At 29.5% G+C, this 25,375-nt stretch carries 24 protein-coding genes and 1 tRNA gene; 16 read left to right on the forward strand and 9 right to left on the reverse strand.

Translation table 11 applies throughout. The annotated features are described in order from the left end of the window. Window positions 1-3: 3 nt before the first annotated feature. From rnpA to HA140_RS06745, 8 genes are all read left to right on the forward strand, one after another. On the forward strand, window positions 4-390 hold the full coding sequence (gene rnpA, locus HA140_RS06710; protein ID WP_209040360.1) for a ribonuclease P protein component: 387 nt from the start codon (window positions 4-6) through the stop codon (window positions 388-390). Further along, window positions 387-800 carry a PH domain-containing protein gene (locus tag HA140_RS06715; RefSeq protein WP_209040361.1) on the forward strand — a complete coding sequence of 138 codons (414 nt, stop codon included), beginning with the start codon at window positions 387-389 and terminating at the stop codon, window positions 798-800. Before rnpA ends, HA140_RS06715 begins: the two co-directional genes overlap by 4 nt. Window positions 801-871: 71 nt before the next feature. Next, the gene (gene yidC / locus HA140_RS06720; RefSeq protein WP_209040362.1) at window positions 872-2,014 is read left to right on the forward strand and encodes a membrane protein insertase YidC; all 1,143 of its coding nucleotides are present in this window, start codon (window positions 872-874) and stop codon (window positions 2,012-2,014) included. Between the two features lie 15 nt (window positions 2,015-2,029). Next, window positions 2,030-3,496, forward strand: coding sequence for an AAA family ATPase (locus HA140_RS06725; protein WP_209040363.1), 1,467 nt, complete (start codon window positions 2,030-2,032; stop codon window positions 3,494-3,496). 122 nt (window positions 3,497-3,618) lie between these two features. Further along, on the forward strand, window positions 3,619-4,896 hold the full coding sequence (gene serS / locus HA140_RS06730) for a serine--tRNA ligase (protein ID WP_209040364.1): 1,278 nt from the start codon (window positions 3,619-3,621) through the stop codon (window positions 4,894-4,896). Window positions 4,897-4,905: 9 nt separating this feature from the next. Then, window positions 4,906-5,985: an RIP metalloprotease RseP gene (gene rseP / locus HA140_RS06735; protein ID WP_209040365.1), complete on the forward strand. Its 1,080-nt coding sequence runs from the start codon at window positions 4,906-4,908 to the stop codon at window positions 5,983-5,985. Window positions 5,986-6,046: 61 nt separating this feature from the next. Next, window positions 6,047-6,349: a 30S ribosomal protein S14 gene (rpsN, locus tag HA140_RS06740; protein ID WP_209040366.1), complete on the forward strand. Its 303-nt coding sequence runs from the start codon at window positions 6,047-6,049 to the stop codon at window positions 6,347-6,349. Between the two features lie 175 nt (window positions 6,350-6,524). Continuing rightward, complete coding sequence (locus tag HA140_RS06745; RefSeq protein WP_209040367.1) at window positions 6,525-8,690, forward strand: polyribonucleotide nucleotidyltransferase; 2,166 nt, start codon at window positions 6,525-6,527, stop codon at window positions 8,688-8,690. Here HA140_RS06745 and HA140_RS06750 read toward each other — a convergent pair. Further along, window positions 8,687-9,598, reverse strand: coding sequence for a 3'(2'),5'-bisphosphate nucleotidase CysQ (locus HA140_RS06750; RefSeq protein ID WP_209040368.1), 912 nt, complete (start codon window positions 9,596-9,598; stop codon window positions 8,687-8,689). The genes HA140_RS06745 and HA140_RS06750 overlap by 4 nt on opposite strands. A gap of 3 nt (window positions 9,599-9,601) precedes the next feature. Between HA140_RS06750 and rsmI the strand changes: the two genes are divergently transcribed. Continuing rightward, entirely contained in the window at window positions 9,602-10,462 is an 861-nt protein-coding gene (rsmI, locus tag HA140_RS06755) for a 16S rRNA (cytidine(1402)-2'-O)-methyltransferase (RefSeq protein WP_209040369.1), read from the forward strand. Between the two features lie 242 nt (window positions 10,463-10,704). On the opposite strand, the gene HA140_RS06760 is transcribed toward rsmI, so the two are convergent. Then, window positions 10,705-11,397 carry a helix-turn-helix domain-containing protein gene (locus HA140_RS06760; RefSeq protein WP_209040370.1) on the reverse strand — a complete coding sequence of 231 codons (693 nt, stop codon included), beginning with the start codon at window positions 11,395-11,397 and terminating at the stop codon, window positions 10,705-10,707. Between the two features lie 123 nt (window positions 11,398-11,520). On the opposite strand from HA140_RS06760, the gene HA140_RS06765 reads away from it, so the two are divergent. The 6 genes from HA140_RS06765 (at window position 11,521) to HA140_RS06790 (ending at window position 17,530) form a co-directional block, all read left to right on the forward strand. After that, window positions 11,521-11,594, forward strand: a tRNA-Arg gene (locus tag HA140_RS06765). A 16-nt stretch (window positions 11,595-11,610) separates the two neighbouring features. Next, complete coding sequence (locus tag HA140_RS06770; protein ID WP_209040371.1) at window positions 11,611-12,456, forward strand: glycosyltransferase; 846 nt, start codon at window positions 11,611-11,613, stop codon at window positions 12,454-12,456. 110 nt (window positions 12,457-12,566) lie between these two features. Beyond that, window positions 12,567-13,892, forward strand: coding sequence for an O-antigen ligase family protein (locus tag HA140_RS06775; protein WP_209040372.1), 1,326 nt, complete (start codon window positions 12,567-12,569; stop codon window positions 13,890-13,892). A 111-nt stretch (window positions 13,893-14,003) separates the two neighbouring features. Next, window positions 14,004-15,131 (forward strand): GDP-mannose 4,6-dehydratase, encoded by a 1,128-nt coding sequence (gmd, locus tag HA140_RS06780; RefSeq protein WP_209040373.1) that lies wholly within the window; start codon window positions 14,004-14,006, stop codon window positions 15,129-15,131. A gap of 443 nt (window positions 15,132-15,574) precedes the next feature. Further along, window positions 15,575-16,528: a sugar transferase gene (locus HA140_RS06785; RefSeq protein WP_209040374.1), complete on the forward strand. Its 954-nt coding sequence runs from the start codon at window positions 15,575-15,577 to the stop codon at window positions 16,526-16,528. 6 nt (window positions 16,529-16,534) lie between these two features. Further along, the gene (locus tag HA140_RS06790) at window positions 16,535-17,530 is read left to right on the forward strand and encodes a GDP-L-fucose synthase family protein (RefSeq protein WP_209040375.1); all 996 of its coding nucleotides are present in this window, start codon (window positions 16,535-16,537) and stop codon (window positions 17,528-17,530) included. Window positions 17,531-17,535: 5 nt separating this feature from the next. Here the strand turns inward: HA140_RS06790 and HA140_RS06795 are convergent, their stop codons facing one another. Together HA140_RS06795 and HA140_RS06800 are read right to left on the reverse strand one after the other, a co-directional pair. Then, entirely contained in the window at window positions 17,536-18,465 is a 930-nt protein-coding gene (locus HA140_RS06795) for a hypothetical protein (RefSeq protein WP_209040376.1), read from the reverse strand. A gap of 32 nt (window positions 18,466-18,497) precedes the next feature. Further along, entirely contained in the window at window positions 18,498-19,472 is a 975-nt protein-coding gene (locus tag HA140_RS06800) for a hypothetical protein (RefSeq protein ID WP_209040377.1), read from the reverse strand. A 57-nt stretch (window positions 19,473-19,529) separates the two neighbouring features. Here HA140_RS06800 and HA140_RS06805 point away from each other — a divergent pair, with 57 nt between their 5' ends. Beyond that, complete coding sequence (locus tag HA140_RS06805; RefSeq protein WP_209040378.1) at window positions 19,530-20,354, forward strand: hypothetical protein; 825 nt, start codon at window positions 19,530-19,532, stop codon at window positions 20,352-20,354. Between the two features lie 2 nt (window positions 20,355-20,356). Here HA140_RS06805 and HA140_RS06810 read toward each other — a convergent pair whose 3' ends face one another. Genes HA140_RS06810 through HA140_RS06830 form a run of 5 tightly spaced genes read right to left on the reverse strand, consistent with a single transcriptional unit; the run spans window position 20,357 to window position 25,140 of the window. Further along, window positions 20,357-21,298: an NAD-dependent epimerase/dehydratase family protein gene (locus tag HA140_RS06810; RefSeq protein ID WP_209040379.1), complete on the reverse strand. Its 942-nt coding sequence runs from the start codon at window positions 21,296-21,298 to the stop codon at window positions 20,357-20,359. Next, window positions 21,295-22,278, reverse strand: coding sequence for a glycosyltransferase (locus HA140_RS06815; RefSeq protein ID WP_209040380.1), 984 nt, complete (start codon window positions 22,276-22,278; stop codon window positions 21,295-21,297). Before HA140_RS06815 ends, HA140_RS06810 begins: the two co-directional genes overlap by 4 nt. After that, window positions 22,275-23,519 (reverse strand): HAD-IIIA family hydrolase, encoded by a 1,245-nt coding sequence (locus HA140_RS06820; protein ID WP_209040381.1) that lies wholly within the window; start codon window positions 23,517-23,519, stop codon window positions 22,275-22,277. Before HA140_RS06820 ends, HA140_RS06815 begins: the two co-directional genes overlap by 4 nt. Beyond that, on the reverse strand, window positions 23,516-24,508 hold the full coding sequence (locus HA140_RS06825) for a hypothetical protein (RefSeq protein WP_209040382.1): 993 nt from the start codon (window positions 24,506-24,508) through the stop codon (window positions 23,516-23,518). The genes HA140_RS06820 and HA140_RS06825 overlap by 4 nt, the downstream gene beginning before the upstream one ends. Beyond that, the gene (locus HA140_RS06830) at window positions 24,505-25,140 is read right to left on the reverse strand and encodes an SIS domain-containing protein (RefSeq protein WP_209040383.1); all 636 of its coding nucleotides are present in this window, start codon (window positions 25,138-25,140) and stop codon (window positions 24,505-24,507) included. The genes HA140_RS06825 and HA140_RS06830 overlap by 4 nt, the downstream gene beginning before the upstream one ends. Between the last annotated feature and the right edge of the window lie 235 nt (window positions 25,141-25,375).

The raw sequence follows: 25,375 nt of genomic DNA on the forward strand, positions 1-25,375 counted from the left end.
ATAATGGCCCTACCTAAAGAAATGCGTTTAAAAGGTCATAGGGCTTTTAATTATATCCATAAAAATTCCATAAAATATCATGGAAAATTAATGACTTTTAAAGTAGCAAAATCAAATCCCGAAATTCTCTTATCCCATAAATTGGCAAATACCCCAGACAATTTGAGGATAGCAATTGCCATAAGTAAAAAAGTTTCAAAAAAAGCTGTAAATAGAAATAAAATTAGAAGAATGCTTCAAGAGTGGTTGTTAACAAACATTCAAAAAATTAATAGCCACAAACCTTATTGGTTACTTGTTAACCTTAAATTTGGGAATTTCTGCAATGATAAAAATAGACTTTTGGAGGAATTTCAAAACTTAATGTCCAAATCTCATCTAATCAAATGATAAACATTAATGAAGTAACCTTTTACGAAGGTGGTCCCGCAAAAAGTGATTTAATAATAAACCTTTTAGCAGGATTTACTATTCTTGGTTTACCATTTACATTTGCTGCAATAGTTAGAGCATTGTGGTTAAGGTATAAAATCACAAATAAGAGAATCACAATTGATGGGGGATGGTTTGGTAAAAATAAATCACAGGTTTCATTAAGTAAAATTGAAGAGATCAGATCTATTCCAAGAGGATTTGGATCATACGGCGATATGGTTCTGATCCTTGATGACGGATCAAAAGTTGAAATGAAATCATTACCTCTATTCAGAGAAAAGCAAAAATTTATTGAAGAAAATATAATTAAAAAATCAGAAACTTCAAATCTCAACGAGGTAACTGGGTTTGCTACTAAATCCTAAATAAATTAATTACAAAAAACTTATTTTCCTGTAAGATAAATGACTAGTAAATTCAAAATCTTTTTAATATCGTGATAGGGTTCATTTCAGAAAAACTACTTATCCCTATTCTAGATTTTTTCTACGGTTTAGTCCCAAGTTATGGATTAGCAATTGTTGCATTAACGGTAGTAATAAGAATTGCGCTTTTCCCTTTAAGCGCAGGCTCAATACGAAGTGCAAGACGAATGAAGATTGCCCAGCCAGTAATGCAAAAGAGGCAAGCGGAAATAAAATCTAAGTTCTCAGGAGATCCAAAGAAACAACAAGAAGAATTAGGTAAATTAATGAATGAGTTCGGCAGTCCTCTTGCGGGTTGTCTTCCACTTATTGTTCAAATGCCTGTGCTTTTTGCATTATTTGCAACTTTAAGAGGTTCTCCATTCGCAGACGTTCCTTACAACATTAATCTAAAGGTCGTTCCACAAGATCAAATTGCGGCTATTGATCCAAAGCCCTACAAATCTCCAAGACACTCTATATTCATTACAGAAAAATCTCATTTTCCTGTGATAGCAACAATTCCTAATGGGACAAAATTAGGAACAGAAGAATCAATAAAAATTAATTTACAAACAACAAATGGCAACAGCTATTCGGATGTTTTATCTAAGTACGACAATGGCTCTAAGTTCCTACCCACTTGGACAGTTTCAAAGGGATCTGAAAATTTAAAAGTTTCTCAAGACGGAACAGTAACTGCCATTAAACCAGGTGACGCTACAATCGAAGCTAAAATTCCTGGTCTTGCTGCTAAAAGTGGTTTTCTCTTTATTAAAGCGCTTGGTCAAGTTGGATTTTATGTAGATGGTTCTATTAATTGGGATATTGCTGCGCTAGTTGGGGCTTTTGGATTAACCCTACTACTATCTCAAGTTTTATCCAGTCAGGGAATGCCTGCCAATCCTCAACAATCAACTGCCAACAAAATTACTCCAGTTATGATTACTGGAATGTTTCTTTTCTTCCCACTTCCAGCAGGAGTATTACTATATATGGTTGTTGCTAATATTTTTCAGGCATTTCAGACCTTCCTTCTCAACAAAGAGGCTCTTCCTGAGAATTTACAGAAAATTTTGGATCAACAACTATTAGGAAAAAATGAAGCAATAACAACAGCTGCTTCAACTATCTCAGAGAAAAGATTGCCTTTTGAACCTAATAGCAAGAAATAGACTTAATCCTAACTAATGAATTCTTGGTGTAAAAATTTAGAATTGCTCATAAAATCAAGAACTTCATTAATCTGGATAAGGAATAAAGAGGAGGAAAGATTAGAAAATATTCTCAATTATTCATGTGAAAAATTAAATATAAAAAGATTTGTTTCCTGGGATTGCGTTAGCGGTATTAAAGGATTGGTAAATGAAAAAGGTAAATTTCAAAATAACCCATTAGGAGTGCTTAATTGGCTTAAAGAACAAAGTTCTGAATTATCAACAATATTATTAGTTAAAGATTTTCATAAATTTTATGATGATCCATCTATAAATAGAACTATTAAAGGACTATCTTCCTCGCTTAAGGAAACAAATCATAATTTAGTATTCAGTTCACATATATTTCCATCATCAGAAGAACTTGATGAATTAATGACAATTATCAACTTACCTTTACCTGATCAGAAAGAGTTAAAAAATCTAATAAAAAAAATTGCTGCAAATACCAACTCAAAACTTAATGAACAAGACTTAAACGAACTCTCTTTGGCTTCAAGCGGATTAACAGAAATAAAAGTGAAACAAGTTACAGCGAAAGCACTTGCTCAAAGAGGGAAAATTAGTAAAGAGGATATCAAAGATATTCTTGAGGAGAAAAAACAAGTAATTGCAAGAAGTGAAATATTAGAATTTTTTGAATCCAAATCATGTCAAGATGATATAGGTGGTCTAAGTGTTTTAAAAGTTTGGCTTAATCAAAGATATAGGGCCTTTTCTAAAGAAGCTATGGACTATGGACTACCTATCCCAAAAGGGGTCTTACTCGTTGGTGCACAAGGTACTGGTAAATCACTTACGGCGAAATCAATTTCTAGGAGTTGGTCTATGCCCCTTCTAAGGTTAGATGTGGGGAGACTATTTTCTAGCCTTGTCGGTTCAAGTGAGGCAAGAACAAGAGAAACCATATCTAGAGCTGAAGCAATGTCCCCTTGTATCCTTTGGATTGATGAAATTGATAAGGGCTTTGGAGGTGATGCTAGGAGTGATGGAGGGACAAGTCAGAGAGTTTTGGCGAGTCTGTTAACTTGGATGGCTGAAAAAGAATCAGCCGTATTTGTAATTGCTACCGCTAACTCCATAGATAAGCTTCCTGCTGAATTATTAAGGAAAGGTAGGTTTGATGAGATATTTTTTCTTGATTTGCCAAATTCTGAAGAAAGATTGAGCATTCTTGATTTGCACTTAAAAAAAAGAAGGCCAGGTTATAGTTTCCCTCTTTCTACCATTATCGACAGAACAGATGGATACTCAGGTGCAGAACTTGAACAAGCAGTAATAGAGGGTATGCACATTTCATTCTCTGAGAATAGAGAGCTAATGGAGAAAGATTTAATAAAGGCAGTTTCTGAATTAGTTCCCTTATCCAGAACAGCAAAAGAACAAATTGATTTACTAAAAAAATGGTCATCAACGGGACGGGCTCGTTCTGCGTCGTAACTAAATCTAAATTTATTTAAATATCAAATAAGTTAGGAATCATTAATTTAGTTAATTTTTCATCAAAAATCCCTAATAATGAATTTAGATTAACTATCTTTATTAAGGTATAAAAAAAAAGAGTGTTAGATCAAAAATTAATAAGAGAAAATCCAACATCTGTTGAACAAAATTTATCCTCAAGAGGGAAAGCTTTTAATATTTCTCATATACATGAGTTAACTCTTAAGAAAAAAGAAATTGATATAGAAATATCAAGTCTCCAATCTGAGAGTAAAAAATTAAGTAAATTAATTGGTCAAACAATTAGCAAATCTCAGAACAACAATTATCCAGAACTGAATGATCTCAAGAAAAAGGGGAATGATTTTAGATTGAGAATCTCTAAATTTGAGGAGAAACAAAGAATATTGGATAAACAAATAAATGATGAGATTTGTAATTTGCCAAATTTCCCTAGCAAAGATGCACCTTTTGGGAAAGATGAAACTAATAATGTACAAATAAAAACTTGGGGAGAGCCTTTAATTACAGAAAATGTCAAATCTCACTGGGAGATAGGCGAAAGTCTCAATCTTTTTGACTCTGTAAAATCAGCAAAAATATCAAAAAGTCGTTTTATCACGCTCATTGGGGATGGCGCCAGATTAGAGAGAGCCTTAATAAACTTCATGCTCGATATGCATACTAAAAATGGGTACATAGAGTTAATGCCTCCAGCTTTAGTAAATTCAGAGAGTTTAAAGGGATCTGGACAATTACCTAAATTTTCTAATGAAAGTTTTAATTGTACCAATGACGATTTATGGCTTTCTCCAACGGCCGAAGTACCACTAACTGCATTTCACAGAAACGAGATTGTTGATCCCAAGCATTTACCTATTAAATATGTTGCATATAGCCCATGCTTTAGGCGAGAAGCCGGGAGTTATGGAAAAGATACTAAAGGGTTAATAAGACTTCATCAATTTAATAAGGTTGAGTTGTATTGGTTTTGTGATCCAAGTCAATCTTTAGAAGCACATAAAAAAATTACTTCTGATGCAGAAAGTATTTTAAAAAAGCTCAATCTACCCTATCGATTAGTAGATATTTGTACTGGAGACTTGGGATTCTCTGCTAGTAGAACCTTTGATATTGAAGTTTGGCTACCCAGTAGTAAATGTTATAGAGAAATTTCAAGTTGTAGCAATTGCTTAGATTTTCAAGCACGCAGATCATCAATAAGAACAAAAATTGATAAAAAAAATACATATTTACACACCTTAAATGGCAGTGGTCTTGCCATTGGAAGAACAATGGCTGCGATTCTAGAGAATGGCCAACAAACAGATGGGAGCGTTAAGATTCCAGATGCTTTAGTTCCATATTTTGGATCAAATTTTTTAAAAACTGCTTAATATAAGAAAATGAATGTTTTAACCTCAATAACAGTTTTGGGATTTCTCATTTTTTTTCATGAGATGGGACATTTTCTTGCTGCAATTTTACAAGGGATATATGTTGATGGATTTTCTATTGGTTTTGGGCCTTCAATAATTCAGAAAAAGTACAATAATATTACCTATTCATTAAGAGCATTTCCTTTGGGAGGCTTTGTTTCATTCCCAGATGAAGAACTAAACAATATTGATCCAAAAGATCCAAATCTCTTAAAGAATAGACCAATAATCCAAAGAGTTATTGTGATATCAGCTGGAGTTTTTGCTAATTTACTTCTTGCTTATACTATTTTAATTATAAACGTAACTACTATTGGCATTCCATATAATCCAGAACCAGGTGTCTTAGTTTTAGCTACTCAGCCTGATAAAGCTGCTTCTTATGCTGGATTAGAAGCAGGAGATAAAATTTTAGAAATTGAAAATATTACTTTAGGAGTTGGTGATCAAGCTGTTTCTACTTTTGTAAAAGAGATTCAAAATTCTTCAGATAATCACATTTCAATAAAAATAGAGAGGAATGGTGTTTTTAGAGATTTAACTTTGGTACCCAAAAATATTGATGGGAAAGGTACAATAGGCGCTCAATTACAACCTAACATAAGAAAGGAGACTAAAAAGACAAAAAACTTTTACGAACTTTTTAAATATACTAATAATGAGTTTTCATCACTTTTAGTAAAAACAATTCAAGGTTATAAAGGATTAATAACAAATTTCTCCTCAACAGCACAACAATTAAGTGGCCCAGTGAAAATTGTTGAAATTGGAGCTCAACTATCAGAACAGGGAGGGACTGGGATATTATTATTCGCAGCATTAATTTCAATCAATTTGGCAGTTCTCAATTCATTACCTCTACCACTATTAGATGGTGGGCAGCTCGTTTTCACTTTAATTGAGGGATTTAGGGGGAAGCCTGTCCCCATTAAAGTACAAATAGCAGTTACTCAATCCAGTTTTTTTCTATTAGTAGGTCTTAGTGTATTACTTATTATTAGAGATACTAGTCAACTTTTAATAGTACAGAGATTATTAAACCAATAAATAAATTTCGAGATTTGCTAGGGAGCTGTTACAATAACTGAAGTTTATAAAAATTTTTTCGATGGCGAAAAAGTCCATGATCGCAAGAGAAGTAAAGCGTAAAAAGCTTGTAAAAAAATATGCTGCGAAAAGAAAATCTTTACTAGATGAATTTAAGGCTGCTAAAGATCCTATGGAAAGACTAGAAATTCATAGAAAAATTCAGGGTCTTCCAAGAAACTCAGCTCCAAACCGAGTCAGGAATAGATGTTGGGCTACAGGGAAACCTAGGGGTGTTTATAGAGATTTCGGTTTATGCAGGAATCAATTAAGAAAAAGAGCTCACAATGGTGAACTACCTGGAGTTGTGAAATCTAGTTGGTAGTATAATTTTTTTTGCATCAATTATAAATTGCTCATAAAACAACTATTAATTTTTTAAATGACTCCTAATTTGCATTTCTTCATTTTTAAAAATTTACAGTTTATTTAAATATTTCACTCAATATGTCCCTATAAAATGTAAGAATAAATTATGTATTGATTTTATAATTTAAAAAGTGGAAGGACAAAATAAGTCGATCACGTTTGATGGACGAGAGATACGACTAACTACAGGACTATATGCTCCTCAAGCAAGTGGATCAGTAATGATTGAATGTGGAGACACATCTTTATTAGTTACAGCAACAAAAACGACAAAGAAAGAACCTGCTGACTTTCTACCTCTAATTTGTGATTACGAGGAAAAACTATATGCTGCAGGAAGAATTCCGGGAGGTTTCATGAGAAGGGAGGGGCGTCCTCCTGAGAGAGCCACTTTAATAGCCAGATTGATAGACAGGCCAATGAGACCTCTCTTCCCTTCTTGGATGAGAGACGAAATACAAATAGTTGCTTCTTGCCTATCTCTTGACGAAAGGGTACCTGCAGATGTTCTTGCGGTTACTGGCGCATCATTAGCAACTTTATTAGGTGAAATACCTTTCTATGGGCCGATGGCTGCAGTAAGAGTTGGATTGATAGGAGATGATTTCATCCTTAATCCAAGCTACAGAGAGATAGAAAAAGGCGATTTAGATATTGTTGTAGCAGGATCACCTGATGGTATTGTTATGATTGAAGCAGGTGCTAATCAACTCTCAGAACAAGATACTATAGAAGCTATTGATTTTGGATATGAAGCTGTTACCGAATTAATAAAATCTCAAGAAGCACTTCTTGAAGATTTAGGTATAAAACAAATTAAGCCTTCAAATCCAAAAGAAGACAAGACCTTATTAGATTATCTTGAGAAAAATTGTACAAAGCCTATTGATTTGATCTTAAAGAAATATGATCAATCAAAAGATCAAAGAGATGAAGCTCTAGATCAAATTAAATCAGAAATACAAGAAAAAATTGATGGATTGAAAGATGATAATGAATTAAAAGTTGTAACTTCAGAAAATGATAAATTGATTCATTCTGACTTTAAGAAACTAACCAAAAAATTAATGAGGGCTCAAATCATTAATGAAGGGAAAAGAGTTGATGGAAGAGATCTTGACGAGGTCAGAAAAATATCTGCCTCAGCTGGAATTCTCCCAAAAAGAGTTCATGGTTCCGCTTTATTTCAAAGAGGTCTAACTCAGGTCTTATCAACTACCACTCTTGGGACTCCGAGTGATGCTCAAGAGATGGACGACCTTAATCCAAGCACAGAAAAAACTTATTTGCACCACTACAATTTTCCACCATATTCCGTGGGAGAAACTAGACCGATGAGAACTCCTGGGAGAAGAGAGATAGGTCATGGAGCTCTTGCAGAGAGAGCTATTATACCCGTTCTTCCTGGTAAGGAAACTTTTCCTTATGTGCTAAGAGTTGTTAGTGAGGTCTTAAGTTCAAATGGTTCAACTTCGATGGGATCTGTTTGTGGAAGTACGCTTTCATTATTAGATGCAGGTGTACCTCTAAAAGCTCCAGTTAGCGGTACAGCTATGGGTTTAATTAAAGAAGGGAAAGAAATTCGCATACTAACAGATATTCAGGGAATTGAAGATTTTCTAGGAGATATGGATTTCAAGGTTGCAGGAACCGAAAAGGGTATAACAGCTTTACAAATGGATATGAAGATTACAGGTCTACCTGTCAACATTATTTCTGATGCCATCAAAAAAGCGAGACCAGCGAGGATACATATCCTGGATAAAATGAAAGAAGCAATTGAAAAGCCTCAAGAATCCTTATCACCTCATGCACCTAGACTATTAAGCTTCAGAATTGATCCTGAACTTATTGGTACTGTTATTGGTCCAGGAGGCAGAACTATAAAAGGTATTACTGAAAGGACTAATACTAAAATTGATATTGAGGATGGTGGGATTGTTACTATTGCTTCTCACGATGGAGCTGCTGCAGAAGAAGCTCAAAAAATCATAGAGGGACTTACTAGAAAAGTTCATGAAGGGGAAATATTCTCTGGAGTAGTAACTAGAATTATCCCAATTGGAGCTTTTGTAGAAATTCTTCCAGGTAAAGAAGGAATGGTCCACATCTCACAATTATCCGAGGCAAGGGTTGAAAGAGTTGAAGATGTCGTAAGGCAAGGTGACGAAGTAACTGTAAGAGTTAGAGAGATTGATAGCCGAGGTAGGATCAATCTTACTCTTAGAGGAGTTTCCCAGAATGGAGGGATGTCCTATCCAGAGCCAACCCCTACTCCAGTAGCGCCTTTAAACTAAAAATTTATAGAAAAATTGTTTTCTTTTTCAATTATTTCTTTTATTTGAAGGCATATTTCTTTATGCCTTTTATTATTTTTCGAGGCAATAATTAGGCCACCCTGTTCAAAGCCAGTTTGACCATAAATTAAAGATTCGTTATTGATTCTGGTAATTCTTCCTCCAGCAGTATTTAAGATTGCTTCTGGGGCCGCGAAATCCCAATCTTTTGGTGAACTTTTTCCTGGCAGACTCAAACATATATAAATATCGCTATCGCCTCTGATTATTGAAGCAATCTTACAACCTATGCTCCCCATTTCAATTGTTTTTTTGAACTTCAACCTATCGATTAAATTTTTTAAAGTTAGATTATTGTGGTTTTTGCTAGTTACTACCGTCATTTCTGAGATATCTTTTTCGAGAGATAAATCAAAGCTTTGTTTAGAATTATCTCTTCTCTCGCACCAAACATTCTTACCATTTGATATCCACAGTTCGTCTTTTTCAGGAATAAGGACTACTCCAATTACAGGTTTTTTTTCATGATTAAGCGCAAATTGCATCGCATAATCTCCTGTACCTTGAATGAAATCTTTCGTACCATCCAAAGGATCAAGTATCCATAGCCATTCAGAATCCATTTCTAAATTATTTATGAGATTTATTTTTGTATTTTCCTCACTTAGATATTTCCAGGTGATGTTATTGTATTTTTCTTTCATCCTTTTGAGGATTAAATCATTGACCTCTAAGTCGGCAATAGTAACAGGATCTTTTATATCTGTATTTTGAATTATTTTATTTTTTTGATCTAAACTTTTTAGTTTTTGGGAATAGTTTATCAATATATCAGCAGCTTCCCAGCTGAAAATTCTTAGATCATCGATAAGATTATTAATATCAACACCAACAGGTAATTTAACCATAATATGAAATCTAAATCATCATTATCTCATAGAAGCCAAGAACCAGAGAATGGCGTTTTATATATTGTTGGTACTCCAATTGGCAATTTAGAGGATATTTCTTTTAGAGCTTTAACAATTTTGAAAAACGTTACTTTAATTGCATGTGAAGATACCAGACAAACAAGAAAAATTATGAATAAATTTAAGTTTGAAAATGATCTTATAAGCTTTAATAAAGATAATGGATATAAGAAAATTCCAAAACTAATTAATTATCTTCAATCAGGCAAATCTCTAGCATTGGTAAGTGACGCAGGAATGCCCGGCATTTGCGATCCGGGAGAAGATCTTGTAAGAAATGCAAAAATTAATGGAATAGATGCAATTTGTATTCCGGGGCCTTGTGCGGCTATTAATGCACTTATTTCAAGCGGGATGCCAAGCTCAAGTTTCATCTTTGAAGGTTTTCTTCCAAAGAAGAAAAAAGATAGAGAGGAAATCCTTTTAGAAATTAGTAAACGTAAAAAAACAACCATTCTATTCGAGTCCCCACATCGCCTATTAAAGCTACTAAAGGAACTAAAAGATTGTTGTGGCGGTGAAAGGGAAATTCAAGTTTCCAGAGAAATAACAAAAAAGTACGAAGAGCATTTTAATTTTAGTGTTAATAAGGTAATTGAATATTTTGAAGGAAAGGAAGTAGTTGGGGAAATAACGCTAGTAATTAAAGGTATCGGCAAAAAAGATTCCAAATTCAATGAATTCCTATTAAGAAAAGAGCTTAATGAACTAATTAATGCAGGACTAAGTTTGTCATCTGCTTCTAGTTATTTAGCTAAGAAGAAAAACCTTACTAAAAACAAGATTTATAATTTGTATTAGAATTTGGATGTGGATTTAACTTTGATTAGAAAATTGAAAAAAATATTTTTCACTTTAACATTCAACCTTAGTTTAATTTTAATGTTACTAGTAGGTTTACAAAATAGTTCAAATAAAGGCAAAATTTATATGCTAAATCAAAGTTCGATAAGTTTACCAATTGGTTTTATTATTGGGATTAATTTTATATGCGGCTCATTAGCAGGTAGTATTTTTAATTTAAACAAAAAATAGATTGAATTTTAAAGAGCGATTAATTTATCATCGCTAATAATTCGAGATATTCCTCGGGAAATTAAAATTGGTGCTGCAATTTCGAATACTTTAGTATTTGGGACTTTGATAACCTTTTGCTCTTTATTGCATGACCTTTTTGCAGCTTTCAAATCAGTATAAATTTCAATAGTTTTTCTTTGTAATTCATTTTCAGATAAAAAATGCCACTCTGGATAATCCTCTAATTTTTTAATTTCTAATTCAATTTTTTTATCAACTACCATATAAACAACATTTGGAAAATTAACTTCAAATATAGATACAGAAGAAAAATCTTTTCGTGGCAAATTTTCTATTTCTTCAGTTAATGGAACGATCTCTGTAAAAGGAGAAAAATCAAGATCTTTTTTTACATCTAAATCTAAATTTAAATTTGAATCTACTTTTTCCCATTCCTTCTGCTGATTAACTTGTTGATTAGAATGATTTTTTTCTTGAGAATCAGACAATTTTTTTTGATTTATAAAAAAATTTTTTTTCTTATTTCTGTTATTAGTATTTAATGATTTAAACTCTTGGTTACTTATATATTTTTTTAAATTTCTGGAAATTGTTAAATTTGTGAAATTAAATTCCTTCGCCAATAAATCAATGGAATAACCCTCTCTAAATTTCCTTAGGATCTCTTCCCTTTGTTTTTCTGTAAGTCTCTTAGCCAAACTAGTTTTTATTTATATTCTATGAAACTTTTGAGCAATTTCCAACTTTAAATTTTAACTCAAAAATTATAAGAGCATTAAATTGATTGTTTAGTAAGTGTTGTTCAGATATAATGACTAGGTGCTTCCTTAGCTCAGCTGGATAGAGCAACTGCCTTCTAAGCAGTGGGTCAATGGTTCGAATCCATTAGGAAGCGGTTTTATTGCAAAAATATGTATTTCTTACAAAACTTTTTTATATTTTTAAGAAAATTAAGCATAAGAATATTATTAAGAGAGTATCCTAACAAGCTTTTAAAAGCATCTTCAATATCAAGCTTTAAAGCACAAAAAAATATAAATTTAATTTCTAGTACTGATAATTTTTGGGTTTCTGAAAGTATGTTTTGGAAATGGGATTACTATTCAAATTTCAAAAAAATTGCTTTAAATATTTATTCAAATAAGCAAGTGAACACCTTTATGAGAGATAATTTTAAAGATGACTTAATTTATGAAATTTATCAAAAATCAATTTTACCAGTTCAGAAAATAGATTTATTTAGAATTTGCTGTATTTATTTACATGGAGGTATTTGGCTAGATCTAAAATCAGAAATAAATATTGAAAAAGTTTTAATGATTTATAATAAAAACGAATCGAATGGAATCTTACTTTGGGAGCCTAGAAAAATTGAAGTAATCAGAACCGCAGGAAGGGAACAAAATAGATCAAGTAGAAATGTAATACATAATGGTTTTTTTGCGTTACCTAAAGGTTCAAAATTTCTGAAAGAGCTTCTCTTTAATATAAGAAAAGATTATCTTTACTTCCAGGATATTGTTTTTAGTTTTCCAAAACAGGGAATAATGAACTTAACAGGACCACATCAATTTACAAGAACCTATTTTAACCTTGAGAAAAATAAAAGGCCTCATCTTGTTTCTCAAAAAGAAATTGATTGGATATTTTATTCAAAATATGGAGAATTTATTTCACCCTTTAAAAGAGTAAAGCATTATTCAACTTTGAAAAAATTAAAAACTATTGATTCCTCAAAGAAATTATATTTAGAATAAATCGAATATCCTATTTAATTCTACTTCTTAAATGTGCAATTAATTAAGCGAAACAAGGTTGATTTCCAAAGCTATTTATTCAAATATAATTTATTTATCAACCTAAAAATATGTTTATATCTATTAAAAAAAATATTTTATTAAAAAATTATAATCAAGAAAATATAGGAGGCTTATTTTTTTATTCAGGGGTATTCTTTTTAGCCTCTGCTGTTGGAGTATCAATTCTTCTATTAATTATTTCTCAATTTATTAGTTTTCTAAAACCATCTCAGTTTTTAAAAGATAAATGGAATTATCCTTTGTTCATAAGTGCGATTCTTATGGGAGCGAGTAGTTTTATCCATTTCCTAAGATATGAAAAATATATTGATTTAAATTTAGATCCTAAACTTTCTTTATTAGGATTAATTAATTGGATTCCATTTTTTTTATGTTTTTGGGGATTCCAAAAATATTTGAATTCCCCAGAAAAAAGATTATTTACATCAAAATTACTAATTTGTGGATCTATACCTGTAATTTTTTCTGGAGTACTTCAGCTTTTAAATATTAATGGTCCTTTTGAATTATTTAATGGATTTGTTATTTGGTTTCAAAAACCATTATCAGATATCGGCTCTCTAGCAGGCCTTTTTAACAATCAAAATTATGCTGGCTTATGGATGGTACTAGTATGGCCTTTCTGCTTAGCTGAACTTACGAGGCCAAGAAAAAATTTAAATATAAAGTTAATAATGTTTTTTATATCTGTTTTATTTATAGCTTTTATAACTCTAACAGATTCTAGAAATGCTTTTTTAGGTCTTATTATTTCTTCTCCAATTGTATTAGGTTTATCAAGCCTTGTTTGGTACATTCCATTAGTTATTGTTGGGTTTTCATTATTGGCATTATCTGTATTACCAATTTTCCCAAATGAAATACAAGTTTTCATGAAAACAATAATTCCTTCAAGAATATATACCTTATTTCCTGAAATTGGATTTAGTAACTTAGGAAATTATCCAAGAATTAATAAATGGTTTGCAGCCTTAAATTACATAAACCAAAAGCCAATCTTTGGATGGGGAGCTGCAGCATTCCCAATCTTATATTTAGCTAAGAGTGGAGAATGGTTTGGTCATGCTCATAACCTACCTATTGAGTTAGCTGTAAGTTATGGTTTTTTACCATCATTAATCATTTTTTCTTTTTACTTGTTAATCTTGTATTTTTCTTTTAAAAAAATTTCACTACTCTCAGAAAAAGGGGGTGATAATTATGAAATTTTCTTAAATCAAAAAGCATGGTTTGCTTCTTCTTTAATTTTTTTATTCTCACACCTTGTTGACATACAATATTTTGATGTAAGGATAAGCACTATTTGTTGGATATTACTAGCAGGACTAAGATCAACAATGAAAGAAAATATTAAGGGTCAATTTCTAACATAAAATAATTAAAGTTGTATTTAAGTTATTAACAATCAAATAGATTGTATAATTGTTAATTGATAACGAATTGGAATATATATTATTTATTCCGTAGAAAAAAATTTTGAAGAAATGAAAAAAGAAAAAAAAATAACCTCCCCAAAAAAAGCCTTAATAACAGGAGTAACTGGTCAAGATGGCAGTTATCTTGTTGAATTTTTACTTAATAAAGATTACGAAGTACATGGAATCAAAAGAAGAAGTAGTAGTTTAAATACACAGAGAGTTGATCATTTATATCAAGATCCGCATGATAATAATCCAAGATTCTTCATGCACTACGGAGATTTAACTGATAGTACAAATATAATGAGGTTAATAAAAGATATTGAACCTGATGAAATTTATAATTTAGGAGCCCAAAGTCATGTGGCAGTTAGCTTCGAGACTCCAGAATATACCGCGAATTGTGATGCTTTGGGCACGCTTAGAATATTAGAAGCAATTAGAACTCTAGGTTTTATTAATAAAACAAAATTCTATCAAGCAAGTACTAGTGAACTTTATGGTTTAGTTCAAGAAACTCCTCAAAATGAAAAAACCCCTTTTTATCCAAGAAGCCCTTATGGAGCATCTAAACTTTATGCATATTGGATAACTGTAAATTACAGAGAAGCATACAATATGTTTGCGTGCAATGGCATTTTATTTAATCATGAGAGTCCAAGAAGAGGTGAGACTTTTATTACAAGAAAAATTACAAGAGGATTAGCAAGAATCGATGCTGGGCTAGAAAAATACCTTTTTCTTGGAAATTTAAATTCGATGAGAGATTGGGGTCATGCAAAAGATTATGTAGAGATGCAATGGTTAATGCTTCAACAAAATAAACCTGAAGATTATGTTATCTCAACAGGCAGAGCTGAAAGTGTGAGGAAGTTTGCAGAAATAAGTGCTCATTATTTGGGATGGGGGAAAAATAATCAAGGTATTATATGGGAAGGGGAAGGATTAAATGAGGTTGGCAAAAGAGCAGATACATTAGAGGTAGTAATAAAAGTTGACCCAAGATACTTTAGACCTACAGAAGTAGATTTTCTCTTAGGAGATTCTAAAAAAGCTAAAAATAATCTAGGCTGGTACCCTAAGACTTCACTTGAAGAACTTATCAAAGAAATGATTAATAATGATAAAGAAGAGGCAAAAAAAGAAGCTCTATTAAAAAAATCGGGATTTAATATAAGTTTTCCCCAAGAATAGAAAATGATAAATTTAGAAATTAAATGAAATTTAGATTCCATTGGTTTAATGCTAGAAAGAGTTTATTCTTTGCAATCTTTATAGATTTTTCTTTATACTTTATTTTTTTCTTAAATACATTTAATAATTCAATTTCAAATAAGTCATTATTAATTTTTTTATTATTGGTAAATGATCTTATTTGGATTATTTCTAGCTATATAACCGGTAAATATTCATACAAGAAAAGAGAAAGGCTTTATTTTTTTTTAAACCCTTTTTTTAAAACAATATTAAATATATTTATAAACATAGTTTTTTCTCAATTGTTATTCAGAATATTGTGGAATTGGAATGATATGAATTTCGAATCATTTTCAAATTTTCTGAACGATTTTTCAAATTTTTATTTAAAAATCTTTTTTACAACTTCTTTAGCGAACTATTTTATAAGTTTCCATTCAGTGAAGAAATCATCATCAAAATCAATTTGGCTTTTTATGGGAAAAATTGAAAGAAAAAAATATCTCGAAGAAATTATAGGTTCAAGTGCCGTATTTGATATTAAGTTATTTGATAAAGCATATTTACTAAAACCTATTTTTAACTATAAAGGGATAATAATTGATGAAGATGATGATGACTTAGTAAAAAAGAAAAATATGCAATTTTTATATGACTTAAATAATAAAGGAATTAAATTCATGAAAATATCTTATTGGTGTGAGAGATATTTAAATAGGTATCCTTCTGAATTAGTAAAACCCAGTGAAATAATTAATGGAGAGTTTTTATATAATGAAATAAGTTTACGAGCAAAAATAAAACGAATTGGAGAATCAATTTTAAGTTTGATAATCTTAATAATATCTTTTCCAATATTATTTTTATCGGCCTTTCTCATAAAATTGGAAGATGGCGGACCAGTATTTTATAGTCAAATACGTAATGGTTTTGAAGGTAAACAATTCAGAATTTACAAATTAAGAACTATGATAATTAATGCAGAAAAAGATGGAATACAATGGGCAAAAAAATCAGATCAAAGAATTACTAAAATCGGAAAAATATTAAGAAAACTCAGAATAGATGAACTTCCTCAACTTTTATTAGTTATTTCTGGGGAGATGAGTTTAATAGGGCCAAGACCTGAAAGACCTAAAATCGATAATTTACTGAGAAAGCATTTGAATAATTACGATTTAAGATATTCAATTAAACCTGGAATAAGTGGTTGGGCACAGGTAAATTATCCATATGGATCCTCAATTGAAGATTCTAAATATAAATTAAGTTATGACATATATTACATTAAAAACTTTTCAATTTTATTAGACTTTATAATATTTCTTAAGACCATTAGGCTAGTTTTAAATGGTAAAGGTTCTTCTCCAATTAGGGGAAAAGAAAGCGGTTGAAATTAAATGTTTTTAATTGATAAAAAAGATAAAATATTTATTGCAGGTGCCAATGGGATGGTTGGAAGCGCTATAAAAAGAAAACTTAAAAAATATCACTATGAAAATTTAGAATGTCCATCTCGAGAAGAACTTGACCTTTCAAATACTGAATTAGTTTCTAAATGGTTTAAAGAAAAAAAACCATCAGTAGTTATTCTCGCAGCTGCAAAAGTTGGAGGAATTTATGCAAATGATAAATATCCTGCTGATTTCCTGCTGGAAAATTTAAAAATACAAAATAATGTTATTGAAAATGCTTGGAAAAATGATTCTAAAAGATTATTATTTTTAGGAAGTAGTTGTATTTATCCTAAATTTTCGAGCCAACCAATAAAAGAGGAAGAGTTATTAAAAAGTTCACTTGAAAAAACTAATGAATGGTACGCATTAGCAAAGATAAGTGGAATAAAAATTTGTCAGGCCTTAAGAAAACAATATGGATTCGATGCTATTTCTCTTATGCCAACCAATCTTTATGGTAAGGGTGATAATTACCATAAATACAATAGCCATGTTTTACCAGCATTACTAAACAGATTTTATATTCATAAATTAGAAAATAAAGATTTATTAGAATGTTGGGGTTCTGGCAAACCTCGAAGAGAATTTATGCATGTTGATGACTTAGCTGAAGCCTGTATTTTTGCTCTTGAAAAATGGAATCCAAGTAATAAAGATGCGCCATTAGATGAGTCTGGCGAACCTCTAACATGGCTTAATGTTGGTACTGGTAATGATATATCAATTAAAGAATTAGCTACAATGATCGCAAATATAACTTCTTACAAAGGAAATATTATTTGGGATCAAAGCAAACCAGATGGAACTTATCAGAAACTTTTAGATGTTTCAAAATTGAAAAAGTTAGGATGGAATTCAAAAATCACCCTTGAAGAAGGCTTAAAGAAAACATTTGAAGAATATAAAAATGATTTTAAAAAAAATAATCTGAGAATATAATATTATTAATTCCAATTTAAGGAAATAGGGTGCAATTTATGAGCATTATTTAAAGATATTGTCCGTAAATAGTTACTTTTAGAAGGTAAATATATTTTCTCATGAAACATGAAAGATAAACTTAATGCCAATGTAGAAGCATTACAAATAACTGCTTTAGCAGTATATAAATAATTTACGAAGAGATCCAAAAAAGAAATGTCTTTTGTGATTTCATTATCCGCTAATAAGACTTTAATATTATGGCTCTCTAATTTAGAAATAAATGAAAGATTTATCTTAGAATCACTAAAAATTACCACTCGGTTTAAAGATTCATTTTGGCAAACCTTAATAATAGATTTTAACCAGACATCATCTAAAAAATTAAGTTCTTTAAAATTGGCTATTTTTAAAAAATCAGATCTTCTTATATGTACAAATAAGAAATCTTTATCGATTTTTAAATTAGAATCTAGTAAGGGTAAAAATGCTTTAGATAAATTATTAATAATTAAATCTTTATGCTTTATAACTAAATCCCAATCCCTTAAACCCCAACCAGATAAAACTATATTTTTTTCTTTTGATTCTTGGATTAATTTATATCTAGAAAAATCTTTATTTAATTTTTTTCCTAAAATAAATTTGTGACTTAATTTTAGTTTATATGAATTTCTTTTTGGGTGAAGATAATAATAAATATGTATTATCCTAATGAAAATTTTTAGAAATAATTTGTCAACTTTTTTTGGTTTTGAATAATCAGAAACAATTCTCCAATTTATTCTATTCTTGTCAAGTTTATAAAGAAATGATTTCTCTTCACAAATTATAAAAGAGTCTTTAACTTTAAAAATGTCAACATCATATTCAAATAAGAAAGCTTGCAAATGAATTAAATTAAGTAATTGATTACCAAGTCTCCCTCCTCCTGAAGAAAATATTAAAGCCAATATTTATTCTAAATTTATAATTTGAATATACATTATTCAACACAATAAAATTTTTTAAAAGCATTTCTTTTAACTATTCTTAAATAAAAGATAAATGAAAAAAACAAAGATTTTAGTAAATCAATTTTTAAAGAAAAGATATTTTTGTATTTTGAAGTTGAGAAACCACATTTACTTATAGTAGAAATTTCCTTATTTTTTTCAAGTTTTTGGATTTTAAATTCATCTACATTTCTTTCACAAAATAATTTAAAGTCAATATCTACATTTTTAATATTATCTGTATGAGTTGCAGAATTATCAAATCCATAAACATAATTATTTATTCCGCCAATAGTAAGAGATTTTTTATTATTTACTATATGTGAAAAATTAAATTCATAATCCCATGCATCCATAAGATTCAATTGACATGACTTGATAAGTTCTGCAGTTTCAATCAACCTATATTCTTTAGGTAATAAATTATATATTTGCCAGATATTTAGGTTTTTAATTCTGTTAGAGAACTTTAAATGCATTTGCCACTTTTCAGCCCAAGAGGCCCATCCCCAACTACGCCAAACTGGGACTTCATAAATAGATTCAATTTTTTTGTTTGTAAACTCATTAAAAGATGAAATAGAAATTATATTTTCATTAAAATAATATTCTTCAAGTAATATTGAGAACAAATCAATACATTTTCTAGAAATTATGACATCATCTTCGAGAATTACACCATATTTATTTTCTTTAAAAAACCATGTTATACCATTAATGGGACCTAATCTACAACCATAATTTTTATTTAAATTCTGTATTTTAATATCTAAATTTAAACTATTATTTAAGCAAAAATTTATTATTTTTTTTTGTACTTTTTTATCGAATTCATTTTTTGGACCATCAATAGAAACATATATATTTTTTAAACCTTGTTCCTCTAAAGTATTTATACATCTACTGAATTTATCAAATCTATTATATCCTAATATCAATATAGGTAAATCTTTAATATTAATCATGTTATTTATTTACCTTCATCATTTTAATATAGCCCTTCAAATAATTAGCGAAGCCAAATGTTAAAAATTAATATTCAAATCTCGATAATCACTCTCACTAAGGATGATAATTTAAAATTTCTCAAAACACTTAAAAGTATAAATAGTCAAAAAGTCTCATTTAATCTTGAATGGATAATCATTGATGGTTCAAATAAACAAAACCAAGTTAAAAATAAAAATAATATAAAAAAAAGATTATCTGAAGATAAGCAAATCCTTATAAAACATATTGATGCTAATAGAGTTAATATCTTTGGAATATACCCTTGCATGAATTATGGAAAAAAAATATCTAAAGGTAACTTTATTATTTTCCTAAATAGCGGCGATACTTTTTTTAATAAAAATTCCCTAAAAATACTTTTCGAGAAAACTCTTACTACAGATATTCATTCTAGCTTAATTTTTGGACAAGCAAATATTATCGCTAATAAAAAAATAAGTTGGAATTTCCCAGGTAAAAAATTAAAAAATATCAATACATGGCTTAAGTTTTTTGAACCTAATCACCAATCAATGCTTGTTTCAAGAACACTAGCTAATAAAATCGAATTTCCAGTTAAATATAATTTAATTGGCGATGGTTATTGGAAAAGAAATATTATAAAAAATGCTAATTATATAGTTTATATTAATAAACCTGTAATTAAATTTTTTTTAGATGGTGTTTCATCAACCAAACCGTCAAAAAAAGTATTTTTAGATCTAATTTATAATAAAGAAATCTCAAGAATTAGAAAATTTATTTTTGCAGTAAAATTTTTTTTTCCTAAGAAAATTTTCTATTTTTATTTTCTAATGCAGAAATTAAAGTCAAATTTATTTGATCTAATAATTTAGGTTTACCTAAATCTTTTTGAATCTGATGATAATAAATATCTTACCGTATTTCTTATACTGCTTTCTATAGTAGTTTTGGGTTCCCATCCATAGGAAGTTGCTTTTTTAGTATCTAAATGCACGAGCGGTGAATCTCCAAGCCAACCTCTCTCACCTCCGGCAAATTCATACTTTACTTTATTTAAGTCCATTTCATCGCAAACTATATCTGCTAAATCCTTTACATTCATAGTCTCGTAATGACCTAAATTAAAAACTGAAGAAACTTCATTATTATAATTTGAAATATTAATTACTCCATCAAGACCGTCTTTCACATCTAGATAAGATTTAACTTGTTTACCATCTCCAAGTATTTCTAATTTTGAAGAATTATTTAGTAATTTTTTTACAAAATCATAAATTACTCCATGCGAGTACCCATAGCCAGTCCATGAAACAAATCTAAAAATTGTAGACTTGAAATATCCATAATTAGAATAAGCTTGAATAAATGCTTCACAAGAAATCTTGCTAGCTCCATATAAAGATGTTTGATTAGATATATGGCTTTCAGGAGTAGGAAAAATATCTGGTTCACCATAGACTGTTGCGCTACTAGAGAAAACAAAGTTGCGAATATCATTTTTAATTGAATAATCACAAACATTTTTTGTAACAAGCAAGTTCTCATTTAGATCAATATAGTGGTCTTTAAATCCACCTCTTACATCTGCATTAGCTGCTAGATGATAAATATGAGAAGCTTTAATACTTGGCCAAGTGTCCCAAGGATTTTTCAAATCAATATTATAAAATTCAATCTTATCTAAGGGAAGATTTTTTATATCGCCTGTTGATAAATTATCAAATACGTGTATTTTAAATCCCTTAATTAAAAGAGCTTTTACTAGATTAGCTCCAATAAAACCTGCTCCCCCAGTAATAATTACTTCAGAATTCAAGATATAAAATTAGATTTTGAAATGGATGTTTTAAAAATAGTTAGTAAACGCCAAGAAAATCCTAAAATCCATGAAAATTGACATAAAGTGCCATAAATGGGTATGAGTAAATTCTTTACTTTTTCAGACAAAATTATCTCATTAAAGAGATTAAATATTAAAAGTATAACTGGTAAAAAAAATAAACCTTTTAATGCAAATTTCGAAAAAATTATTACAATCAAAATTAAGGAAATAAAAACATAAAAATGTCTTTTAGAAATAAATAATTTCTTTGAAACAAAAATTGTGTTAGCTCTACAAAATCCATATGTATTAAATAACTTTAAAACATTAAAAAAAGAAGATCTGCAAATATACCGAACTTTAATTCTTGATGAAATATAAGCTTTAAATCCTCTTTCCAAAAAATCATTAATTATCAATGAATCCTCAGAGAGGATATCTTCTTTCTCATTAAATCTAATATTTTTTAAAATTGAAGTTACAAAACATCCTAAATAAATAGAAGCTGAATAACCACTATAGTTTATATTTCTATGCTTAGGGAAAAAATAGAGATAGGGACGACCCATTATTTCTGCGCAAAGTTTGGGAATAAATTCACTCGAACTACTAATCACCTTAGGCACTCCACCGACAACTGCGGCATCCAAACTTTTATTTTGTAAAGCTAATAATGCATTCTCAGCATAATCCTTTGTGAATCTTGATCTAGTATCGAACCTAAATGAATATTTGGAAGATGATTTATCGACAGCTAAATTTAGTGCCTTAACTCTAGACACTTTCGTGGAAATATAAACTAATTTTATCTCCTTATTACCAATCTTATCTAATATCTTCTTCTCAATATTAATTTCTCCAGAGTTTACTAAAATTATTTCTTTAGGACTAATTGTCTGATCTAAAATAGTTTGTAAACAATCAAAGAACTCTTGATGATCGGAGTAACATGTCCCAAAAAAAGAATAATTCATAAATCATTAACGTTCAAAAAATTGCAGCCTGCATTCATCGCGGCCAAGTAGTCATTATCAGAATCGCCAATCATTAATGATTTTTTAAGATCAATATTTCTAAAAAAAGCCTGTTCTAAAAAAAGTCCGGGATTAGGTTTTCTGCAAAAACAATCTTTTTTTAGTATCGAGATTTCACCTTGGTAACCTTTATGAGGATGATGTGGACAAAATGTTACGACATCAATTTTCAAACCCTTTGAAAGGCAAAATTTAACCACAAAAGTATTAATTCTGTCTAAATCTTTTAAATTTAATCTGCCCATCGATATAGATGGTTGATTAGTTAATAAGCAAACAAAATCATAATTAAAAGATATTGGTAAAATTTTTTCAATATTATGAATATCAAAATCAATATCCTTTTCTTTAAGTATGTATTTACCAATATCACATTTTATAAGAGTGTTATCTCTATCTAAGAATAAAGTTTTTTGTGAATTAGTGTAATTTTTTTTGTTTACCTTATCTCTTAACAAATCATTTTCAACAACTTTTAATCTTTTAGGAGTCCCCATATCTTTTATGTACTCAGTAGTGTTATAGGAGTAAATATTTATATTCAAGTTAAAAGCATTTTTAACGATAAAATGAAAAATTGATTTTGAATCATTTTCTTTTGGAGCGCTTATTTTTTCTAATAAAACTTTATTCAAAATAAAAATACCTGAATTACCAAGATATGCATCTTTATCAATTTCTTTATTTTTTTCTTTTGAAAATATAGCCTCTACTAAAGAACCATTTGGAACCGAAACTAAGTCTGAATCCTCAGGATGATCACTGGTATGAGTAACTAAAGTTAAATTTGAAGATAATCGCTTATGGAAATATTTTAATTTCTTAAAATCAATTGAAAAAATAAGATCTCCATTAATAAAAATAAAATCATCACATAATTTCTCCTTCAAATTCCAAAGAGCTCCACATTCACCCATGGGCTTTTTTTCTAAAAATACTTCTATATAAATCTGATATTTTTTATTTAAATACTCTACAAATTCCAAAAAATTTTTACTCTTATATCCAATAGTAAGAATAACTCTTTTAAATTGATAATTTTCTAATTGTTCTATGCATCTTTCAAGGGTACTTTTCCCATTTACTAAAAATAGTGGTTTAGGGATATCTTTTGTTATTTCTTGTAGTCGTGTTCCTAAGCCTCCACAAGCCAAAACAACATCATATTTATCTGGCTTCATATCTGAAAATTAGAAAGACCTTCAGTTGCTGGCTTTGCCTTAAAAACACCCTTTAGACCTTCTTTAAAAGATAATTCGTAAATTTTATCTTGTCCAATTTTAGAAGAAACTAGAAAATAACCACCATTTCCCGCACCGATTAATCTTATCCAATTATTAGGTATAATTTTGTCAATTAAATCATATTGTTCTTTCAAAGTACTATTCATTGTATTACAAATTGATTTTTTTATTAACCAAGAATCTCTTACAGAATCATTAAAAAATTCTTCTATTTTGTAATCCCTTTGATCTTCAAATTCAATAAATTTAACTGCAATATCTCTAATTTGTAAAATTTTTTCTGCAGCCTCAATATCGTTTTTTATTTTTGCTAAAACCGAATCTGCACTCCTTTTCTTATTTGTTGGTATGAGGTAAAAATTATCTGATAATCTATTTAAGACATCAGTTTTCTGTTTTGAAAGAATGTTCCTTTTTACATTATTATCACTATAAAATGTGAATGAATTAAAACCTTCTGATGCGCAAAGATACTGATCTTGTTTACCTATAGGTTTGCCTAATTTGTGAATTTCTAAGTAACAAGCTTTTTCAATTATTTCATTTTTAGAAAGTTCAAATTTAAATGCTTTAGATAATGAGCTAATTAACGCAAGTATAAATGATGCAGAACCTCCTAAGCCAGATCCACCTGTGGCAAATCCAAAAGTTTTTAGCTCTATATAATTCGGAATATCAAAATATGATAAAACCTCTCTGACAATAGGATGAACTATCTCATTAGAATTTGTATATTCTTCTCTATTAGAATATTCTAATATACCTTTTTTTGAAATTGATGGGAGAACATTTAGTACAGAGTATGAATATTTATCTAAAGAATATCCCAGACAGACTCCAAATCCTTCATCTTTAACAAACCAATCAAGATCAGAGCTACCACCTAACAAAGATACTCTATAGGGTGATTTACCAATGTAAATCATGAAATAAGATCCTCAAGTGTTCTTTTTTGGTATTTTGGTAAATCAAAATTCGCAAAACAATCAGAATACTTTGATATCAATCTTTGTTTGATATAGTGAAAGATTGACAATTGTAAATCTTCGCAAATTTCCATATCATCAAATTTAATATGAATTGGATAATCAACAATCTTATTAAGAGCACCCCCATTAAAACCAGTTAAAGCTGCTTGTTTGATATTTCTTTGCTTAGCCTTTCTAGCACACTTGACTAAATTTATAGAATTGCCACTCCCAGACAAATAAATCAAAAAATCATCTCTATCTATGATGGTATCTATTAACATTGAATAAGCCTCATCATAAGAGAGGTCATTAGATGCAGCAGTTAAATGGCAAACATTATCCGCCAAACATGAGATTTTTAATTTAAGTCCTGCAATGGAAAATGTTTTCATGAAATCTCCAGATATATGATGAGCATTTGCTTGACTGCCACCATTTCCTAAAAGGTATATATTTGAGTTACTTCCAAAGTAAGAATCAAAAACCTGAAAAAAGGCATCAAGCTGATCTTGCTTTACTAAATCCAATGCACCTATTAAACCCTTAGCATAATCTTTAAAAACAAATTTATTTTCTTTATTTTCCACCACAATGTACAGATAACTTTATAATTTTAACTCACAAAGTAAATTGATAAATTTGTTGTAGACACTTTTTCTAGTTAAATAAAATATATTTGAATTTTAATTTTTTTATATTTAGTTTTTTTATTATTACAAACAAAATCTTAATATAAATTCAATAAATTTATTTTTAATCGATATATTTGTAAAGTAATAAGAGAAATTGGATTTTAAAAAGCTTAACTAAATCCATATTTAT

The sequence above is a fragment of the Prochlorococcus marinus CUG1417 genome (genome assembly GCF_017695975.1).
Classification (GTDB): Bacteria; Cyanobacteriota; Cyanobacteriia; order PCC-6307; family Cyanobiaceae; genus Prochlorococcus_A; species Prochlorococcus_A marinus_AG.

Bases quoted from the DNA above. Each gene is read 5' to 3' on its own strand.
- rpsN (WP_209040366.1), top strand. From the start codon at position 6,047: ATGGCGAAAAAGTCCATGATCGCAAGAGAAGTAAAGCGTAAAAAGCTT.
- HA140_RS06750 (WP_209040368.1), bottom strand. From the start codon at position 9,598: ATGGTTAAATTACCTGTTGGTGTTGATATTAATAATCTTATCGATGAT.
- HA140_RS06790 (WP_209040375.1), top strand. From the start codon at position 16,535: ATGTTTTTAATTGATAAAAAAGATAAAATATTTATTGCAGGTGCCAAT.
- HA140_RS06715 (WP_209040361.1), top strand. From the start codon at position 387: ATGATAAACATTAATGAAGTAACCTTTTACGAAGGTGGTCCCGCAAAA.
- HA140_RS06820 (WP_209040381.1), bottom strand. From the start codon at position 23,519: ATGAAGCCAGATAAATATGATGTTGTTTTGGCTTGTGGAGGCTTAGGA.
- HA140_RS06825 (WP_209040382.1), bottom strand. From the start codon at position 24,508: ATGATTTACATTGGTAAATCACCCTATAGAGTATCTTTGTTAGGTGGT.
- gmd (WP_209040373.1), top strand. From the start codon at position 14,004: ATGAAAAAAGAAAAAAAAATAACCTCCCCAAAAAAAGCCTTAATAACA.
- rsmI (WP_209040369.1), top strand. From the start codon at position 9,602: ATGAAATCTAAATCATCATTATCTCATAGAAGCCAAGAACCAGAGAAT.
- HA140_RS06805 (WP_209040378.1), top strand. From the start codon at position 19,530: ATGTTAAAAATTAATATTCAAATCTCGATAATCACTCTCACTAAGGAT.
- HA140_RS06770 (WP_209040371.1), top strand. From the start codon at position 11,611: ATGTATTTCTTACAAAACTTTTTTATATTTTTAAGAAAATTAAGCATA.
- HA140_RS06725 (WP_209040363.1), top strand. From the start codon at position 2,030: ATGAATTCTTGGTGTAAAAATTTAGAATTGCTCATAAAATCAAGAACT.
- HA140_RS06815 (WP_209040380.1), bottom strand. From the start codon at position 22,278: ATGAATTATTCTTTTTTTGGGACATGTTACTCCGATCATCAAGAGTTC.
- HA140_RS06800 (WP_209040377.1), bottom strand. From the start codon at position 19,472: ATGATTAATATTAAAGATTTACCTATATTGATATTAGGATATAATAGA.
- HA140_RS06775 (WP_209040372.1), top strand. From the start codon at position 12,567: ATGTTTATATCTATTAAAAAAAATATTTTATTAAAAAATTATAATCAA.
- rnpA (WP_209040360.1), top strand. From the start codon at position 4: ATGGCCCTACCTAAAGAAATGCGTTTAAAAGGTCATAGGGCTTTTAAT.
- rseP (WP_209040365.1), top strand. From the start codon at position 4,906: ATGAATGTTTTAACCTCAATAACAGTTTTGGGATTTCTCATTTTTTTT.